This is a genomic window from Dongia sp. (assembly GCF_041909655.1).
Taxonomy (GTDB): domain Bacteria; phylum Pseudomonadota; class Alphaproteobacteria; order Dongiales; family Dongiaceae; genus Dongia.
In genome coordinates this window covers 281,238-298,689 of sequence record NZ_JAYRDA010000002.1, presented here as the reverse complement: position 1 = coordinate 298,689, position 17,452 = coordinate 281,238, and the positions used below count along the sequence as shown (strand labels likewise).

At 62.2% G+C, this 17,452-nt stretch carries 16 protein-coding genes; 6 read left to right on the top strand and 10 right to left on the bottom strand.

Features of this window, described 5'->3' with window-relative positions:
- Positions 1 to 73: 73 nt before the first annotated feature.
- Genes ACE3PR_RS04565 through ACE3PR_RS04555 form a run of 3 tightly spaced genes read left to right on the top strand, consistent with a single transcriptional unit; the run spans position 74 to position 2,936 of the window.
- Positions 74 to 958, top strand: a complete 885-nt coding sequence (locus tag ACE3PR_RS04565) for an ABC transporter permease (RefSeq protein WP_374368674.1) — start codon at positions 74 to 76, stop codon at positions 956 to 958.
- Positions 955 to 1,821, top strand: coding sequence for an ABC transporter permease (locus ACE3PR_RS04560; protein WP_374368672.1), 867 nt, complete (start codon positions 955 to 957; stop codon positions 1,819 to 1,821). Before ACE3PR_RS04565 ends, ACE3PR_RS04560 begins: the two co-directional genes overlap by 4 nt.
- An 11-nt stretch (positions 1,822 to 1,832) precedes the next feature.
- Positions 1,833 to 2,936: an ABC transporter ATP-binding protein gene (locus ACE3PR_RS04555; RefSeq protein ID WP_374368670.1), complete on the top strand. Its 1,104-nt coding sequence runs from the start codon at positions 1,833 to 1,835 to the stop codon at positions 2,934 to 2,936.
- A gap of 42 nt (positions 2,937 to 2,978) precedes the next feature.
- Here ACE3PR_RS04555 and ACE3PR_RS04550 read toward each other — a convergent pair whose 3' ends face one another.
- The 10 genes from ACE3PR_RS04550 to ACE3PR_RS04505 all read right to left on the bottom strand — a co-directional run bounded on the left by ACE3PR_RS04550 (position 2,979) and on the right by ACE3PR_RS04505 (position 14,534).
- The gene (locus ACE3PR_RS04550) at positions 2,979 to 4,022 is read right to left on the bottom strand and encodes an extracellular solute-binding protein (protein WP_374368668.1); all 1,044 of its coding nucleotides are present in this window, start codon (positions 4,020 to 4,022) and stop codon (positions 2,979 to 2,981) included.
- Positions 4,023 to 4,046: 24 nt separating this feature from the next.
- Positions 4,047 to 4,862, bottom strand: a complete 816-nt coding sequence (locus tag ACE3PR_RS04545; RefSeq protein ID WP_374368666.1) for an ABC transporter permease — start codon at positions 4,860 to 4,862, stop codon at positions 4,047 to 4,049.
- 2 nt (positions 4,863 to 4,864) lie between these two features.
- Positions 4,865 to 5,797, bottom strand: a complete 933-nt coding sequence (locus ACE3PR_RS04540) for an ABC transporter permease (protein ID WP_374368664.1) — start codon at positions 5,795 to 5,797, stop codon at positions 4,865 to 4,867.
- A gap of 5 nt (positions 5,798 to 5,802) precedes the next feature.
- Complete coding sequence (locus ACE3PR_RS04535) at positions 5,803 to 6,900, bottom strand: ABC transporter ATP-binding protein (RefSeq protein ID WP_374368662.1); 1,098 nt, start codon at positions 6,898 to 6,900, stop codon at positions 5,803 to 5,805.
- A gap of 141 nt (positions 6,901 to 7,041) precedes the next feature.
- Positions 7,042 to 8,832: an acyl-CoA dehydrogenase gene (locus ACE3PR_RS04530; protein WP_374368660.1), complete on the bottom strand. Its 1,791-nt coding sequence runs from the start codon at positions 8,830 to 8,832 to the stop codon at positions 7,042 to 7,044.
- Positions 8,833 to 8,880: 48 nt separating this feature from the next.
- The gene (locus ACE3PR_RS04525) at positions 8,881 to 10,317 is read right to left on the bottom strand and encodes an FAD-binding oxidoreductase (RefSeq protein WP_374368658.1); all 1,437 of its coding nucleotides are present in this window, start codon (positions 10,315 to 10,317) and stop codon (positions 8,881 to 8,883) included.
- 6 nt (positions 10,318 to 10,323) lie between these two features.
- Positions 10,324 to 11,142 carry a peptidase gene (locus tag ACE3PR_RS04520; protein WP_374368656.1) on the bottom strand — a complete coding sequence of 273 codons (819 nt, stop codon included), beginning with the start codon at positions 11,140 to 11,142 and terminating at the stop codon, positions 10,324 to 10,326.
- A gap of 116 nt (positions 11,143 to 11,258) precedes the next feature.
- Positions 11,259 to 12,149, bottom strand: coding sequence for a transglutaminase domain-containing protein (locus ACE3PR_RS04515; protein WP_374368654.1), 891 nt, complete (start codon positions 12,147 to 12,149; stop codon positions 11,259 to 11,261).
- 11 nt (positions 12,150 to 12,160) lie between these two features.
- Positions 12,161 to 13,102, bottom strand: a complete 942-nt coding sequence (locus ACE3PR_RS04510; RefSeq protein ID WP_374368652.1) for an alpha-E domain-containing protein — start codon at positions 13,100 to 13,102, stop codon at positions 12,161 to 12,163.
- Position 13,103: 1 nt separating this feature from the next.
- Complete coding sequence (locus ACE3PR_RS04505; RefSeq protein WP_374368650.1) at positions 13,104 to 14,534, bottom strand: circularly permuted type 2 ATP-grasp protein; 1,431 nt, start codon at positions 14,532 to 14,534, stop codon at positions 13,104 to 13,106.
- A gap of 399 nt (positions 14,535 to 14,933) precedes the next feature.
- Here ACE3PR_RS04505 and ACE3PR_RS04500 point away from each other — a divergent pair, with 399 nt between their 5' ends.
- From ACE3PR_RS04500 to ACE3PR_RS04490, 3 genes are all read left to right on the top strand, one after another.
- Positions 14,934 to 15,707 (top strand): metal ABC transporter ATP-binding protein, encoded by a 774-nt coding sequence (locus ACE3PR_RS04500; RefSeq protein ID WP_374368648.1) that lies wholly within the window; start codon positions 14,934 to 14,936, stop codon positions 15,705 to 15,707.
- Positions 15,708 to 15,719: 12 nt separating this feature from the next.
- Entirely contained in the window at positions 15,720 to 16,586 is an 867-nt protein-coding gene (locus ACE3PR_RS04495; protein ID WP_374368646.1) for a metal ABC transporter permease, read from the top strand.
- A gap of 116 nt (positions 16,587 to 16,702) precedes the next feature.
- Complete coding sequence (locus tag ACE3PR_RS04490; RefSeq protein WP_374368644.1) at positions 16,703 to 17,446, top strand: type 1 glutamine amidotransferase; 744 nt, start codon at positions 16,703 to 16,705, stop codon at positions 17,444 to 17,446.
- The last annotated feature ends 6 nt before the right edge of the window (positions 17,447 to 17,452 follow it).

The window sequence follows — 17,452 nt, the reverse complement described above, 5'->3', positions numbered from 1 at the left end:
CGGTAGATGACGACGCGCCCCACCGTTCAGTGAACGGTGGGGCGGCTTTATTCCCAAGACTGTCAGGTAAATCATGCAGGCTTTGATCACGCGATATGGCGGTCCCATCACCGCCTTCATGATTTTCACATCCCTCGCCTGGGTGGTCGGCCTGCTACTGCTGCCGCAGCTTACCATGATCGACTACTCGTTCCGCCCGGCCCTACCGGTGGGTGAGATCGGCGGGCCGAAGGACGTCTACAGCCTCGACAATTATGCGTATCTTTTCGAGAATGCGGGCTTCCTCACCATCTTCATCAAGACCATCTGGTCCAGCATCCTGGTGACGGTGGCGGCTTTCCTGATCTGCTATCCGTTGGCCTATTACCTGGCGCGCGGTACCAGCCTCAGCCGGGCGCGGCTGCTGATCGTGGCGCTAATTGTGCCCTATTGGATCAACGAGATCCTGCGGACCTTCGCCTGGATGCTGATCCTGGCGCGCGGCGGTCTCATCAACACGATGTTGCTCAGCCTTGGCATCATCGACCAGCCGATCGTGTTCCTGGGCCAGACGCCCACCATCGTGCTGGGCATGGTTTATGCCTATGTCCTTTTCATGGTCTTCCCGATCTACAACATCCTCGACACGCTCGATCATGCGCAGATCGAGGCGGCGCGGGATCTTGGCGCCCCCTGGTGGCGCATTCACTGGCGCATCGCCTTGCCGCATGCCAAGCCCGGCATCGCCGTCGGCTGCATCTCGACCTTCATGCTGGCAGCGGGCAGCTATGCCGTGCCGACGATCCTGGGTGGGCCGCAATCGCGCTGGTTCACCGAGGTGATCTATTCGCAATTCTTTGAGGGCATGAACTGGAACAGGGGTGCGGCCTTTGCCTTCCTGCTCCTCATCATCTGCATCAGCTTCATCATCATGATGATGCGGATCTTCCGCGTCAGTCTGGGCGAGGTGGCGAAATGACCTCCTTTCTTTCTTCCCGGCAGATCCTGCGGATATTCATCGGGCTCTATCTCTGCCTTTTCTTCGCCTATCTGTTCCTGCCGCTGCTCTACATGTCAGCCGCCGCCTTCAACGACAGCCGCCTGCCGGCGGCGGTTCCCTGGCAGGGCTTCACGCTGCAATGGTTCGGCGATCTCTTCAAGGACTCGATGCTGTGGGACAGCCTCGTCAACAGCGTGCTGGTCGGGATCGGCGTTGTGGCACTCTCGATCCCGATCGGGCTCAATGCGGCCCTGCTGCTGCACAGCCTGGAGAAGCGTGCCCGCACCTTTACCTATGGCATCATGGTCTCACCGATCCTGATGCCGGGCGTGATTCTGGGCATCTCCACCCTGGTCTTCTGGCGGGGTTTCGATATCGGCGGCGGCCTCCATCTTTCGATCTTTGCGCAGACGACCTTCATTGCCTCCTATTGCCTGATGATGTTTCAGGCGCGGCTGCAGCGCCTTGATCCCAACTGGGAGGAAGCGGCGCTCGATCTAGGCGCCAGCCACCTTCAGGTGATGCGGCGAATCATCCTGCCGTTTTTGATGCCGACCGCGATCGGCGCTGCCGTGATCGCCTTCCTGCAGTCTTTCGAGAATTACAACACGACCTTGTTTGTCTATGGCAGCGATCGCACGCTGACTATCTATCTTGCCGGCAAGGTGCGCATCGGCCTCACGCCGGCGGTGAACGCGCTTTCGGTCATCTTTATCCTGCTGACCGTTCTTGCCGCAGTCCTCTATGAATGGCGGCGCCGCGCCGAGATGCGCCCGGCGCGGAAACGTCGTGCGGCTGCAGCCACCACAATCGACCAGGCCGCCCCCGTGCCGGCCGAATAGGAGACGAAATCATGAGCATTGGCGAAAAGGTCGAACTGGACCGTGTGGTGATGCGCTTTGGCGATTTCACCGCTGTGGACAATGTTTCGCTCGATATCGAGGCGGGCGAATTCTTCAGCTTCCTGGGGCCATCCGGCTGTGGCAAGACGACGATCCTGCGGCTGATTTCCGGCTTTACTGAGCCCAGCTCGGGTGTGGTGCGGATCGGCGGACAGGATATGCGCGGGATCGGGCCTAACCGGCGGCCCACAGCGCTCATCTTTCAGAACCTCGCTTTGTTTCCCCTGATGCCGGTCTGGGAGAACGTGGCCTTTGGTCTTGAGATGCGCGGTATAGCAAAATCCCGGCGGCGGGAGCGGGCGGAGGAATTGCTGGATCTGGTGGCGCTGCGGGATGCCGCCGACAAGAAGGTTGCCGATCTCTCCGGCGGCCAGCGCCAGCGTGTCGCCATCGCCCGGGCGCTCGCGGTCGAGCCCAAGGTCATGCTGCTCGACGAGCCGCTCTCGGCGCTCGATCTCAAATTGCGCCAGCACATGCGGGCAGAGTTGCGCGCCATCCAGCGCCGCACCGGCGTCACCTTCATCTACATCACTCACGACCAGGGCGAAGCGCTCACCATGTCGGACCGGATCGCGGTGATGAGCCATGGGCGGATCGAACAGGTAGCGCGGCCAGATGTGGTCTACAACCAACCGGCGACGGCCTTCGCAGCGAGCTTCGTGGGTGAGGCCAATGTCTTTCGCGGCCGGGTCCTGAATGTGGGCGGCGGCGATATTGAATTGGACACCGCCTGGGGCCGCATGCGCGCCCGTCATAACGGTGCGCTGAAGCAGGGCGATCGCGCCATGCTGTTCGTCAGGCCGGAACGATCCAGCATCGCGGACGCCAATGGCACCGGTGCCGATGGCGGCCGTCTCGATGCCAAGATCGTCGACATGGATTTCGAAGGCAATTTCATGAATCTGCGGCTGCTCACACAGGATGCGCAGCCCTTGCAGGTGCAATTGCCGAATGACGGTGCGCTGGCTGGCCTGGGAAGTCAGGAGCGGGTGGCGGTCACGTTCGCGGCGGCGGCGGCGATTGCGCTTCCTGAAGGCGAATTGGCACGGCAATAGCGACACCGGGGCGGATCGCGCCCCGGCGTCGATTGATCGCGATTACTTCAGCAGATTGGTCCAGATCTTGTCGTACATCAGCACGACATTTTCCGGGCAGGGCGGCACGAATTCCGCCTTCGGCGCGTCGGCTGGCGGGTTGAGCTCAGGTGCCTCCACCAGATCCTTGTCGAGGAATGGCTCGACACCTTTCACGCCAGCGGAGTACTTAGCAAAATTGGTGAGAGCGGCGGCATTCTCCGGCTCCAGCATGAAATTCATGAAGAGCTTGGCGTTCTCGATATTTGGGGCGCCTTTGATGACGACGATGTTGTCGGACCAGCCGGTATAGCCTTCCTTCGGATAGGCGTATTTCAACGAGGCGCGCTCATCGCGGGCGCGCTTGCCGAAGCCGTTATAGATCTGGCCGGCGGCGGCATCGCCGGTCACCAGCACTTCCTTGGCGCCGTCGGAGTTGAAGGACAGCCAATCGGCCTTGGATTTCAGCAGCAGGTCGTTGAGCGCCTTCAATTGCTCCGGATTGTCGTTGCAGCGGGGATAGCCGAGATAACGGAGGCCCGCATTCAGGACCTCGTTCACTTCCTTCAGCATGTTGATCTTGCCCTTGAGCTCCGCGGGCGGCTCGAAGATCACCTGCCAGGTATTGATGTCGCCGCCATAGACGGCGCTGTCGACCATGAAGGCGGTCGAGCCCCACTGATAGGGCACGGAATATTCGCGCTTCGGATCCCAATAGACACCCAGCATGTCCTCGCGGACATTCTTGAAGTTCGACAGTTCGAAGGCATTCACCTTCTCCAGCAAGCCTTCCTGAACGAGGATTGCCACCATGTAGTCGCCCGGCATCGCCACGTCATAGCCGGTGACGCCGGCCTTGAGGCGCGCCAGCAGATCTTCGTTCGAGGCATAGGTGTCCATGGTCACCTTGACGTCGTATTCCTTGGCAAACTTGTCGAGGAGGTCCTGCGGAATGTAATCGAACCAATTGTAGATCTTGAGCTCCCCGGCGGCCTGGGCCCCGGATGCGCAAACCAGCGTCGCGGCGCAGAGTGCCGAGGCCGCCATCAATCTCATCTTGCTAGACATGTCGCTCTCCCTGTTGTCTTGAGTTCAGTTGATCGTGTTCTTTTGTTTGTCACCGAGGCGCCCGATCAGATAGGACGCGGAAACGAACAATGCCGAAACCAGCAGCATCATCGTCGAGATGGCGTTAATCTCCGGCGTAAAGCCCGTGCGCACCATGCCGTAAATCGCCATCGGCAAGGTTGTGGCGCCGGGTCCGGCCACCATATTGGTGATGATGAAATCGTCGAGCGAGACGATGAAGGCCAGCATGTAGCCCGCGATGATGCCCGGCAGCGTCAGTGGAAGTGTCACATAGCGGAAGGTCTCCCAGCGCGTGGCGTAGAGATCGCGCGCCGCTTCCTCGTAATAGCCTTCCAGGCCCTGCAGCCTTGCCGCGATCGGCAGATAGGCAAAGGGAATGCAAAAAACCGTATGCGCAATGATAATCGTGCCGAGGCCGAGCTGGATGCCGATCGCCAGGAAAAAGACCAGGCTGCCGATGGCGGTGACGATCTCCGGCACCATGAGCGGCAAATTGATGAGCGCAAAGCCGGCATCCTGGTAGCGCATCCGCCGGCCGCGCGCCATGGCGAGCGCCGCGCAAAGTGCCAGGATCGTGCCCAAAGTCGCCGCCACCACCGCTACCACGACCGAGTTGAACGTCGCGGCATGCAATTGCGGATTGGTCAGTGCCTTCCAATACCAAGCCAGGCTGAATCCGCCCCAGGTGGTGATCGAGCGGAGCTCGTTGAAGGAATAGATCATGATCACCAGCATCGGCGCATAGAGCAGCACGATACAGAGCCAGGTGAGCGCGCCGAAGCCGGGATAGCGTTTAAGATCGATGCGGGCTGCAGCCATCTCTATCTCCCCGCCGCCACCGCCGCCTGCTGGGCGCGGCGGGCGAAAATGACCAGGACGATCAGCACGATGGTGAGGAGGATGATGGCGGCTGCCGATCCGAAGGGCCAATTGCGCGAGGATTGGAATTGCAGCGCAATGGTGTTGCCGATCATCAAATTCTTGCCGCCGCCCAGGAGATCGGGGGCGATGAAGGAGCCGAGGCTCGGGATGAAGACAAGCAGAGCACCGGCGATGATACCGGGCTTGGTCAGCGGGATTACGATCTGGCGCAGGATCACCCAGCGATCGCCATAGAGGTCGTGGCCAGCCTCGACCAGACGGAAATCGAAGCGTTCGATGGCGGCGTAAATGGGCAGCACCATGAAAGGGAGATAGCTGTAGACGAGGCCGAGGCCGATCGCGAAATCGGTATAGGCGAGGCGGATCGGCTGATCCACCAATCCCAGGCCAATCAGGAAGGAATTGAGCGGGCCTTCGTCGCGGATGATGAACAGCATCGAGACCGTGCGGATCAGCAGATTGACCCAATAGGGAACGGTGATCAGGAAGACCCACATGTTCCGCTGCGAAGGTGGTCGCGTCGCGATGTAATAGGCGGTGGGGAATCCTATGGCGAGACAGGCGAGCGTTGCCACCACGGCCTGCAGGACGGAGCGGCCATAGATCTGCAAATAGGAAGTGTGGAAGAGCAATTCGTCGGTGAAGAGGTCGCGTTCGAACAGGAATTGCTCATAGGCGGCGCCCGAGAATTCCCAGATGACGCCACCATAGGTGCCCTTGGTCAGAAAGGAATAGACCAGGATGAAACCAAGCGGGAGAACGAGAAAGACGAAGATGGCAAGCATGGCAGGTGCCAGCAGCAAGGCGCGGTCCCGGCCGGTGAGGCCGGCGGCCGTCTGCTGCTGTGTCGATAGCGGGGCGAGGGCGGCCACTGCCGTCAATCCTTCAACAATTGCGCAGTGCCCGGGGGCACCTGCACAAGAACGTTGTCGCCGGGCTGGAGATCCAGATTGCTGGCATTGGGAACCAGCACCGTGAGGCGCGCGCCGTCATTCAGGCGCACCAGCACCTGCCGGTTGGTACCGAGATAGACGATGCGGTCGATCACGCAGGGAACACCGGGATGTCCCATGCCGGCCGGGGCAAGCGCGATGCGTTCCGGCCGGATCGAGATATGCACGCTGGCGCCGGCATCTCCCTGGCCGCGCGCGATCACTTCCAGGCCATGAGCCGTCCGGCACAGGCGGCGATCGGTACCGTCCGGCGCGAGGATGGTCGCCGCGAGGATATTGGTATCGCCGATGAAATCGGCGACGAAGCGGTTGCTGGGGCGTTCGTAGATTTCCTCGGCCGTGCCCAATTGCTGCACTTCGCCCTGGCTCATGACCGCGATGCGGTCCGACATGGCGAGGGCTTCTTCCTGGTCATGGGTGACGAAGATGAAGGTGATGCCGGTATTCTCCTGGATCTGTTTCAACTCCAGGCGCATCTGCTGGCGCAGTTTGAGATCGAGCGCCGAGAGCGGTTCGTCGAGCAGCAGGATCTTGGGTTGCGGAGCAAGCGCGCGGGCCAGAGCCACGCGCTGCTGCTGGCCGCCCGACAATTGCCCGGGTCGGCGGCCGGCAAAGCCGCTCAATTGGGTGATCTCCATCATCTCACCAACGCGCTGGCGAAGCTCGGCGCCCGAGCGGCCGAGGCGCTTGAGGCCGAAGGCGATGTTCTCTTCGACCGTCATATGCGGGAAGAGGGCGTAATGCTGGAAGACGGTATTGACCGGCCGCTTGTTCGGCGGCAATTGCTCGATCTCGTCACCAAACAGGAACACCCGCCCGCCGCTCACCTGCTCGAAGCCGGCGATGATGCGCAGCAAGGTGGTCTTGCCGCAGCCTGAGGGGCCGAGCAGGGTGAAGAATTCGTTATCGGCAATGGCGAGCGAGACGCCTTTCAGCGCCGTGACCGCATTGCCACCCTCACCATAGATCTTGACCACCTGGTCGATGCCAACGGCATCCCGCCGCAGGGATTGCGAATTCATGACGCGATCGGTTTTCCCGTTTTATAGCCTCCAGCCGGCACTCTTTTGGCCCCGACCCCCGAGATTTAAATGTGTCGGTTCGGCGACACCTTGGCAAGCGGAACCCGCCGACATTGCACCTATGCCGCAGCGATATTGTGGCTATAGCGCCTCGGGATCGATCGCCAGAAGGCTGTCGCCGCCGGCGGTGACCTGGGTCAGGTAGGCGCTGCTGTCGCCGAGGATGTTGTCGGCATAAAAGCGCGCCAGGGCGATCTTGCGCCGGAGATAGGCAGGATCTCCTTGACCGTCCGCAAGGCGCCTGCTGGCGGCCAGGGCCGCTTGTGCCAGGAGCCAACCGGCGATAACGGTGCCGCAAAGGTTGAGATAGGGCTGCGCCACGGCCAGCGCCCGGCGCGGATCGCCCTTGCCGGCCAGCAGGACGTAATCGGTGCCCGAACCGAGGCGCTGCAGGGCCGGCTGCAGACGTTCGCGCAGGGCCGGCAGATCCTCGCCCGCCACGCCGAATTTTGCCAGGGAATCGGTCATCGCGGCAATGAGCGCCTGCATGGCCTTGCCCTCGTCGCGTTGCACCTTGCGGCCGATAAGATCAATCGCCTGGATGCCGTTGGTGCCCTCATAGATCGCAAAGATGCGGGCATCGCGGTAATGCTGGGCGGCGCCCGTCTGCTCGATATAGCCGGCCCCGCCATGGACCTGAATGCCGAGCGAGCTCACGCGGATGCCCTGATCTGTGCTCCAGGCCTTGGTGATCGGGATGAGGAGATCGACCAGGGCCTGTTGCCGCGCCCGTTCCGCCGCATCCGGATGGCGCTTGGCGCGGTCGAGGGCGCCCGCGGTGAAAATGGCGAGGGCACGCGCCCCCTGGGTGAGCGCCTGCATGGTGGCAAGATTCCGGCGCACATCGGGATGATGCAGGATCGGCAGCCTGGCATCCGCCGGGGCACCCACGACCGCACTCTGCACGCGCTGATGCGCGTAACCAGAGGCCAATTGGGTTGCCCGCTCGGCGATGCCGAGGCCCTGGACGCCGACGGTAAGACGGGCATTGTTCATCATGGTGAACATATGCGGCAGGCCTTGCAGCGGCTCGCCCACCAGCTCGGCATAGGCGCCGCCGTTCTCGCCATAGGCCATGACACAGGTCGGTGAGCCGTGAAGGCCAAGCTTGTGTTCGATCGAGACGCAGGCGACGTCATTCCGCGCACCCAGCGAGCCGTCGTCATTCACCAGGAATTTCGGGCACACGAAGAGCGAGAGCCCCTTATGGCCTTCCGGTCCGCCCGGATGCCGGGCCAGGACCAGATGGATGATGTTCTCGACGAAATCATGCTCGCCATGGGTGATGAAGATTTTCTGGCCCGTAAGGCGATAACCGCCCTTGCCATCCTCTTCGGCGCGGGTGCGGATAGCACCGAGATCGGTACCGGCCTGCGCCTCGGTGAGGTTCATGGTGCCGGTCCATTCGCCGCTGATCAGCTTGGGCAGGTATTTTGCCCTCTGCGCCTCGCTGCCGTGATGATAGATCGCCTCGACCGCCGCCTGGGTCAGCATCGGGCAAGCCGCGAAGGCGACGCTGCCGCCGTTCCAGATCTCCTGCAAGGCCGTCGTGACTGCCCAGGGCATGCCCTGGCCGCCATATTCCGGGTCGAACGCCACGGCGTTCCAGCCATCGGCGACGAAGCGCTGATAGGCGTCGCGATAGCCTTCCGGCGTCGTGACCTTGCCATCCTTGAAGACGCAGCCTTTGTCGCCATTCCGGTTGATGGGGCCGAGGACCTCGCCAGCGAAGGTGCCGGCGGCGGTAAGGATGTCTGCGATGGTCTCGGGGCTGGCCTCTTCATAGCCCGGCAAAGCGGCTATTTCGCCCAGACCAGCGATTTCCTCCAGCATGAAGAGGATGTCAGCCAAAGGTGCTTCATAGCCACTCATGACGTTCCCCCGATCGGCTTTTATGGCGCCAGTATAGCGTCTTTTACGTCAGATGACCTTGCCTGGATTGAAGAGGTTGTCGGGATCCAGGGTGTGCTTGATCTGCCGCATTGCAGCGAGCGCTACGGGTGATTTCAGCCGCGCCAGTTCCGCGCGGCGCAGCTGGCCGATCCCGTGTTCGGCGCTGATCGAGCCACGATGGGCAGCCACTTTGTCATGCACGATAAGATTGATTTCCGTCGTCCGCGATTGGAATGCGGCAGCCTCAATTCCAACCGGCTGCAGGATGTTGAAATGCAGATTGCCGTCGCCGACATGGCCGAAGATCAGGGGGCGCAAAGTGGGATCGAGCGCTGCCAGTGCGGCGCCAGCCGACCGAACAAAGTCCGGGATGGCGGCCACGGGGACGGCGATGTCGTGCTTGATGCCGGCGCCTTCGCGCGGTTGGGCCTCGACCATGGCTTCGCGCAGACGCCACAATTCGCGCCGTTGTGTCTCGCTTTCGGCCAGCAATCCGTCCGCAATCTCTCCGGCCTCCAGCGCTTCACCGAGCGAGCGCTCCAAAGCGAGGGTGATGTCGAAGTCGCTGGCAGGCGTCGCGGCTTCGATGAGGAGGCACCAATCGGCTGCCGTTTCCAGCGGATTGCGCGCGGAGAAATGCCTCTGTGCGAGTTCCAGGCCGAATCTGGGCAGCAATTCGAAGCTGATCAATTGATCGGCCGTGGCTGCGCGGCAACGCGTCAACAGCTTGGGTGCCGCGTCGATTCCGGCCAGGGCGACGAGTGCCGTCGCCCGCGCGCGCAAAGCCGGGAAGAGCTTCAGCGTCGCCGCGGTGATGAGACCGAGGGTGCCCTCAGCGCCGATGAAGAGCTGCTTCAGATCATAGCCGGTATTGTCCTTGCGCAGGGTATCAAGATCGTCGAGCACGCTGCCATCCGGCAGGACGACCTCGAGGCCCAGCGTCAGATCGCGGGCATTGCCGTATTTGAGGACGTTGATGCCGCCGGCATTGGTGGATAGATTGCCGCCGATCTGGCACGAGCCTTCGGCAGCAAGGCTCAGGGGAAAGAAGCGGTCCGCTTCGTTGGCGGCGTTCTGGATGTCCGCCAGGATGCAGCCGGCTTCGACCATGATCGTGTCGTTGGCGATATCCACCGACCGGATGCGGTTCATACGGCGCATGTTGACGATGACGCTGCGCCCGCTTTGATCCGGCGTCGCTGCCCCGGAAAGCCCGGTATTGCCGCCTTGGGGCACGATGGAAACCCGGTATTCCCGGCAGAGCTTCACCAGGGATGCCGCTTCCGCCGTGTTTGCGGGGAGGGCGAGCCCGCAGGCCCGTCCCAGAAAGATGCCGCGCCAGTCCTTGACGTGTGGGGCCAGCATATCGGGGGCGATGAGGAAGCCCTTCGCGCCGAGCAGGTCGGTCGCCGCCTTTTGAAAGTGGGCGATCTGCTCATCGCTGGGGGTATCGGACACGGCCATTGTCGGCTATTTGCGCTTCGTCGATTTCCGGGTTTTCCTGACAGCGCCTTTATCCTTCGACGCGCCATCAGCCATCGGCCCGGCGACGCCTTTATAGGGCGGGCGCGGAATCGCCTGATGGCTGGCCCGCAGGGCCTCTGACCAGCTCTGCCGCAATTGCTCGAAATAGGGATCGCCGGCATGGATCCGGTGCACCAGTTCCGGCGTGTAGGCGTCCTGCCGCAAGACCATGAGGTCGAGTGGGAGGCCAACGGCCAGATTCGAGCGCATGGTCGAATCCATCGATATGAGGCCGATCTTCAACGCTTCGGATAGATCGGTCTCGAAGGTGATGGCACGGTCCAGGATAGGCTTGCCGTATTTGTGCTCGCCTATTTGCAGATAGGGCGTGTCGCCCGTGGCCTCGATGAAATTGCCCGCGGAATAGACCATGAAGAGCCGCATGCGGCGGCCCCTGATCTGCCCACCTAAAAGTAGGGCGACGTCGAAGCCGGCCTGATGCTGTTCGAGACTGGGGCCGTCGGTGCGATAGACCTCGCGCACCGCGGCACCCACCAATTGCGCCGCCTTGAACATGGTGGGGATGTTCATCAACGTCTGCTTCTTGCCGGTTTCCGGATCGGTCATGCCTTCCATCAGCAGACTGATCACGGATTGGGTGATCGACAGATTGCCGGAACTGGCAATGGCAATGCAGCGCTCGCCCGGTTCAGCGAACAGGTGCAGCTTGCGGAAGCAGGAAATGTTGTCGATGCCGGCATTGGTGCGCGTATCGGAAATCATCACCAGGCCGTCGCGCAGCTTCAATCCAACGCAATACGTCATCTCGGCGGTCTTCTGTTGCTCGGGTCGGTTCAAGATGCCCCGTTTCGGGCGAGTCTTGCCCAGTTATAGCGCCGCCAACCATCCCCTGCCAATCATCGTCAGGGAAAATCCACAGGTTATGCCTGGAATTGCTGGCCGGCCTGTTCGATGGCGGAGGCCGGTTTCTGCCACTGGATCTGGTGGGTCGGCTCGCCCTGATAGGAATCGGCGACGGTGACTTCGACCGCCATGTTCTCGGTGGCGCCGCCCAGCCGCGCACCCCGGATCGGGGCGGCGCCGAGATAATCCAGGCCGATCCCGACCCGGATATGGGATTCGGTGGGGCAGACGCCATTGGCCGGGTCGAATCCGACCCAGCCAAGGCCCGGAATATAGGCCTCGGACCAGGCATGACCGGCTTCCTGGTGAATGGCGTCATCCGAGCGCATCAGATAGCCGCCGACATACCGCGCCGGAATACCCAGTACCCGCGCCGCGGCGATGAAGACATGGCTCAAATCCTGGCAGACACCGCGCTTCATGGCGAAAGCGACCGCCGCACTTGTGGTGGTGTCGGTCTGCTGCGTGTCAAAAACCATGTCGAGATGAAGCGCAGCCAGGAAGGCGTGCAGCGTCTTCAATGCATTGCCGCCACATTTTCCCGACGTTGTGTGGGCAAAGTCCCTGATCGCTTCGTCGGGCTGGGTGAGGGGCGTTTCACGCAGATAGAATTCCGGCGGAAAACGTTCGCAGGTGCCGCGCAGGATGCCATTGGTGTCCTGCATGTCGACCTCGCCCTCAACGGTGAGACAGAGATCGCTTAACGGCCCGTCCAGCGAAAGCATGTGGAGGACGTTGCCGAAGGCATCCTCACCCGGACGCAGGGTGCTGTCGTGGTCAAGATCGATCTGCCAGCGGCGCACATATTGGCCTTCGTGATTGCGGGGCATGAGGCGCAACGCCTGGATGATCGATTGGACCGGCTGATCGTAATGATACCGCGTGCGGTGGCGAACATGGATCAGCATCAAGTCATCCCTCAGCTCAGATATTGCGTGGCAATAGCACCACCGAGTCGATTGTTGTTCACGATGAAGGTGGAAATGAATTCGTGCAACCCACCTTGGAAGATCTGTTCGATACGGCTGTTCTCCAACTGCACATGGATCGAGCGCGCCAGGCGCTGCGACTCGCCGTGCCGGCCATAGGCGCCGCCCAGACGCTCGAGATTGCCGACGATCGCGTCATAACAGGCCGCAAGAGAACGCGGCATCTGCTCGTTGAGGATCAGCAGATCGGCGATGAGCCAGGGCTGCAATCCCTGCCGATAGACCCAGTGATAGGAGGTGAGTGCCGAGACCGCGCGTAGGATCGCCGACCATTGCGCATAATCGATGCCGCCGCCGACCGCGGCATGTTCCGGCAGCAGAACATGATATTTGACGTCGAGGATGCGGGCCGTGTTGTCGGCACGTTCGATGAAGATGCCGAGCCGCGCGAACCAATAGGCGTCATTCCGCAACATGGTGCGATAGCCGGAGCCGTCGAAGCGCAGCGAGACTTCCTTGACCCAATCGAGGAACGGCATCAGGCCGTCCGGGTCAGAAGCCTTGTTGGGCATCTGCTGCAATTCCAGCCAGGCGCCGTTGATGGCATTCCACATTTCGGCGGTCAGCGCCGTGCGAACGGCGCGGGCATTGGTGCGGGCGATTTCCAGGCAGCGGCGGATGGATGCGGGATTGTCTTCGGAGAAAGCGAGGAAATCGATCACCGTCGCGGCCGTGGGCTCATCGTGAAAGCGGTGAAATAGATCGCTGCAGCCGGCGGTCGCCAGCGCGCTCTGCCATTCATTGGTCCCGCTGCCATAGGCCTTTGGGAGCGCGGAGAGCCGGGTCGCGGCTTCGAGCACGCGGGCGAGGTAATCGGCGCGCTCGACATAGCGCGACAGCCAGAAGAGGGAATCGGCAGTGCGGCTCAGCATCTCACGCACCCGCCGTGTCGGGTTCGTCGATCACCCAGGTATCCTTGGTCCCGCCGCCCTGGCTGGAATTCACCACAAGAGAGCCTTCGCGCAAGGCGACGCGGGTGAGGCCGCCGGGCACGATGCGGATGCCGTCGGCGCCGGTGAGGACGAAGGGCCTGAGATCCACGTGCCGGGGCGCGATGCCTTGATCGACGAAAGCAGGGCAGGTGGAGAGCGAGAGGGTCGGCTGGGCGATGTAATTGTTGGGCGCGGCAATGAGCCGCGCGCGAAATTCCTCGATGTCTGCCCCGGTCGCATGCGGCCCCACCAGCATGCCGTAGCCGCCCGAGCCGTGGACTTCCTTCACCACGAGTTCGGAAAGGTGATCGAGCACGTAGGCAAGATCGTCCTTCTGGCGGCAGCGCCAGGTCGGCACGTTCTTCAGGATCGGTTCCTCGCCGAGATAGAAGCGCACCATGTCGGGGACATATGAATAGACGACCTTGTCGTCGGCGGCGCCGGTGCCCACGGCATTGGCCAGCGTCACATTGCCGGCGGCATAGGCGGCAAAAAGGCCGGGAACGCCCAGCATGGAATCGGGATCGAAGACCAGGGGGTCGATGAAGGCGTCGTCCAGGCGGCGATAGATGATGTCGACGCGTTTGGGCCCCTCGGTCGTCCGCATGAAGACGATGCCGTCGCGCACGAAGAGATCGCTGCCCTCGACCAGTTCGATCCCCATCTTGTCGGCGAGGAACGAGTGCTCGTAATAGGCCGAGTTGAACTGGCCTGGCGTCAGCAGGACAGCGGTCGGATCCTTGGTGGAATTCCGCGGCGCCGAGGATTGCAGGGTCGCCAGCAATTCATTGGGATAGTTTTCGACGGGTGCCACGCGATGCGCGGCGTAAAGCTCAGGCATCAGGCGGATCGAAATCTCACGCCCGCCCAGCATGTAGGAGACGCCGGAAGGGGTGCGCGCATTGTCCTCCAGCACATAAAAATCGTCGCCATCGACGCGGACGATGTCGATCCCGGCGATGTGAATGTAGATGCCATGCGGGACGGCGAGCCCGGCCATCTCTGGCCGGAAGGCGGGGTTCTGCCAGACGAGATCTTCCGGCACGATGCCGGCCTTCAAGATCTCGCGCGGGCCATAGATGTCGGCGAGATAGAGGTTGAGGGTGCGGATGCGCTGTTCCAGCCCGGCCTTCAGCCGCGCCCATTCGGCGCCGGACAGGATGCGCGGGATGATGTCGTAGGGGATGATGCGCTCTTCGCCCTGGGCATCGCCATAGACGGCGAAGGTAATGCCGCCGCGGCGATAGAACAGCTCCGCCTCGGCGCGGCGGCGCTCAAGCTGCGCCGACGTGACACCCTGCAACCAGCGTGCGACCTCCGCGTAGGGTGGACGGATTGTCCCATCCCCGAACCGCATTTCGTCGAAGGCCATGGATCGTTTCCCTTGCGTCCTTCTGAGGCTGGCTCGCGTTTGGACCGGAGTAGCCGATTTTCATCCTGGGGAGCAAAGGCCGTGCCAGCAAGCTTTCCGGTCGAGCTCGCGGAAAATATTGGGAAAATTGACGCTGTTCCGGCGTGCATGCGCAAATCTGCATAAATTTTGAGCACAAACCATGAGCAAAAGGCCTCCTGCCCAACACCCTTGGCGCCGGATGGCGTTATGTTATAACAAGCCTTGTCTGACCCTCTTCTTTATCCGGTGTCTGGAGATCGATCCGAACATGGCTTTTGGCCTCGGCATCACGCATCGCCTGCTGGCGGCAGCTCTTCTTGCCGGCCTGCTGCTCATGCTTCTCCGTTGGGCGCTGGCCTGACCCCGCCGGCGACGCTCATGGCGCATGCCCATCATCATCCCGCGGCAGTAACCGCCCTATTGCCCGGCGCCGTCATCACGCTCGACAACGTCACCATCGCCTATCAGCGGCATCCGGCGGTGCACCATCTTTCGGGAACGTTTCCGCGGGGCAGCCTGACTGCGCTTGTCGGCCCGAACGGTGCCGGCAAAAGTTCGCTCCTCAAGGCCATTGTCGGTCTGCTGCCACTTAACGGCGGCAAGATCACGGTCGCGGATCGCCAGGCGCTTGGCTATCTGCCCCAGGTGACGGAGGTCGATCGCAGCTTTCCCATGACGGTGATCGAAGTGGTCGATCTTGGTCATTGGCGGCGTGTCGGCGCCTTGAAGCGATTGACTCGCGCCATGCGGCAACGTTCGCGCGAAGCCCTGGCCGAAGTGGGCCTTGCCGGATTCGAGGATCGTCCGATCGCGAGCCTGTCGGTCGGTCAGTTCCAGCGCGTGTTGTTTGCGCGCCTCATCGCCGCGGATGCCGCGCTGATCCTGCTCGACGAGCCCTTCAACGCGGTCGACCAGCGCACGGTCCAGGAATTGATGGCCCTCATTTCGGCCTGGCACCGTGCCGGGAAGACAGTCATCGCGGCTTTGCACGATCTCGATTTCGTGCGGGCGCATTTCCCGGAAAGCCTACTTCTGGCCCGCGAGCCGATTGCCTGGGGACCGACGGAGGAGGTGCTGAATGCCGCCAATCTCGCCGCCGCGCGGCATTCGGCCGATCATTGGCAGGAAGCTGCCGCAGTCTGCGCGGCTTGAGCCCATCCAGCCATGCATGATTTCCTGATCGCGCCCTTTGTCGAGTTTGCCTTCATGCGCCGCGCCCTGGTGGCGGTGATCGCGGTCGCCATCGTCGCCGGGCCGTTGGGCGTGTTCCTCCAATTGCGCCGCATGAGTTTGATGGGCGACGCGCTGGCCCATGCCATCCTGCCGGGTGTTGCTGCCGGCTTCTTCCTGTTCGGTCTCGATCTCTGGGCGATGAGTCTCGGCGGTCTGGTCGCCTGTCTGGTGGTGGCCTTGCTGAGCGGCGCCGTTTCGCGCCTGACAGCGCTCAAGGAAGATACCAGTCTCGCGGCGCTCTATCTGGTGTCCCTGGCCTTGGGTGTCCTGATCGTCTCGCTCAAGGGGAGTCCGCGCGATCTTCTTCACATTCTCTTCGGCTCGCTGCTCTCGATCGGGGCCGATGGCCTAATCCTGGTGGTGGCGACGGCGATCGTGTCTCTGCTGGCCTTCGCGCTCATCTACCGGACCCTGGTGGTGGAATGCTTCGACCCCGCTTTCCTCAGGGCGGTGGGCGGGCATGGGGCCAGTGCGCATATGATCTTTCTGATCCTGGTCGTGATCAATCTGGTGGCCGCCATTCAGGCCCTGGGCACGTTGATGGCGGTGGGGCTCATGATCCTGCCGGCAGCGGCGGCCCGATTTTGGGCGCGGAGCGTCGGCATCATGGTGTTGCTAGGATCCGGCATCGCGCTTGGTGCCGGCCTCATCGGCTTGCTTGCCTCCTATCATCTCGATCTGCCGCCGGGCCCGGCCATCGTGCTTGCCGCCGGTCTCGCTTATTTGATGTCGGTCGTCTTCGGCCATGTCGGTGGTCTGGCACGGCGATTGTTCCCGGGGCGGCATCTGCAGCATTAATCGACCGGCACCCCTGACCAGGAGTCGCGGCTGCCTTGCGCCCGGCGCGCTTGTCAGCGGTCGCGCCTTTTCGCATCATGCGCCCGCTTTAAATCAGCGGGGGAGATTTCGGCGCAATGCAGATTCTGGTCATTCAGAACGATCCCACGTCGCCGGTGTCGCTGCTCGGCGAGCACCTCAAGGCCGGCGGCGCGCGGCTGACCAATGTGCTGCCCCATCATGGTGAAATCTTGCCGGAATCGCCCCAGGGCTTCGATGCCGCGATTGTTCTGGGTGGGGCCCAGCATGCGCATAACGACCAGGATTTCCCGAACCTGCCGCGGGTCTGCGACCTGATAAATGCCTTTCATGATGAGGGAAAGCCGCTGCTTGGGCTATGCCTCGGCGGGCAATTGATGGCGCGGGCCTTCGGTGCCCGTGTCCGTGTCAACGAGGTCTTCGAATACGGCTATCTGCCGATCGATATCACGGCAGAGGGGCAGGACGATCCGCTGCTGGGCAGGCTGGAGCCGCGCCAGCACATCATGCAATGGCATGAGGATACGTTCGCGCTGCCGGAAGGTGCGGTGCGTTTGATGACCGGTACCACCACCGCCAATCAGGCTTTCCGCTATGGCGATGCCGCCTATGGCTTTCAATGCCATTTCGAAATCTCGCTCGAACAGGCACAGCATTGGATCGAGAATTTCAATCACGTCATCCACGGCAAGCTGGGGCCGGAAGAGGGCGCCAGGGCGATCGACCGCGCCCGTGGTGAATTGCAGCGTCACGGCCAGGATGCGATGGCCTTCTGCCGGACGATCGGGTCGCGCTGGGCCGACCTTATCCACAGCAAGCGCCGGATAGCGCGCGCCGTCTGATCCCTC

What these genes read in the sequence shown, in the direction of transcription:
- ACE3PR_RS04565 (WP_374368674.1), top strand. Translation starts at nt 74, where the DNA reads ATGCAGGCTTTGATCACGCGATATGGCGGTCCCATCACCGCCTTCATG.
- ACE3PR_RS04560 (WP_374368672.1), top strand. Translation starts at nt 955, where the DNA reads ATGACCTCCTTTCTTTCTTCCCGGCAGATCCTGCGGATATTCATCGGG.
- ACE3PR_RS04555 (WP_374368670.1), top strand. Translation starts at nt 1,833, where the DNA reads ATGAGCATTGGCGAAAAGGTCGAACTGGACCGTGTGGTGATGCGCTTT.
- ACE3PR_RS04550 (WP_374368668.1), bottom strand. Translation starts at nt 4,022, where the DNA reads ATGTCTAGCAAGATGAGATTGATGGCGGCCTCGGCACTCTGCGCCGCG.
- ACE3PR_RS04545 (WP_374368666.1), bottom strand. Translation starts at nt 4,862, where the DNA reads ATGGCTGCAGCCCGCATCGATCTTAAACGCTATCCCGGCTTCGGCGCG.
- ACE3PR_RS04535 (WP_374368662.1), bottom strand. Translation starts at nt 6,900, where the DNA reads ATGAATTCGCAATCCCTGCGGCGGGATGCCGTTGGCATCGACCAGGTG.
- ACE3PR_RS04530 (WP_374368660.1), bottom strand. Translation starts at nt 8,832, where the DNA reads ATGAGTGGCTATGAAGCACCTTTGGCTGACATCCTCTTCATGCTGGAG.
- ACE3PR_RS04525 (WP_374368658.1), bottom strand. Translation starts at nt 10,317, where the DNA reads ATGGCCGTGTCCGATACCCCCAGCGATGAGCAGATCGCCCACTTTCAA.
- ACE3PR_RS04520 (WP_374368656.1), bottom strand. Translation starts at nt 11,142, where the DNA reads ATGACGTATTGCGTTGGATTGAAGCTGCGCGACGGCCTGGTGATGATT.
- ACE3PR_RS04515 (WP_374368654.1), bottom strand. Translation starts at nt 12,149, where the DNA reads ATGCTGATCCATGTTCGCCACCGCACGCGGTATCATTACGATCAGCCG.
- ACE3PR_RS04510 (WP_374368652.1), bottom strand. Translation starts at nt 13,102, where the DNA reads ATGCTGAGCCGCACTGCCGATTCCCTCTTCTGGCTGTCGCGCTATGTC.
- ACE3PR_RS04505 (WP_374368650.1), bottom strand. Translation starts at nt 14,534, where the DNA reads ATGGCCTTCGACGAAATGCGGTTCGGGGATGGGACAATCCGTCCACCC.
- ACE3PR_RS04500 (WP_374368648.1), top strand. Translation starts at nt 14,934, where the DNA reads ATGGCGCATGCCCATCATCATCCCGCGGCAGTAACCGCCCTATTGCCC.
- ACE3PR_RS04495 (WP_374368646.1), top strand. Translation starts at nt 15,720, where the DNA reads ATGCATGATTTCCTGATCGCGCCCTTTGTCGAGTTTGCCTTCATGCGC.
- ACE3PR_RS04490 (WP_374368644.1), top strand. Translation starts at nt 16,703, where the DNA reads ATGCAGATTCTGGTCATTCAGAACGATCCCACGTCGCCGGTGTCGCTG.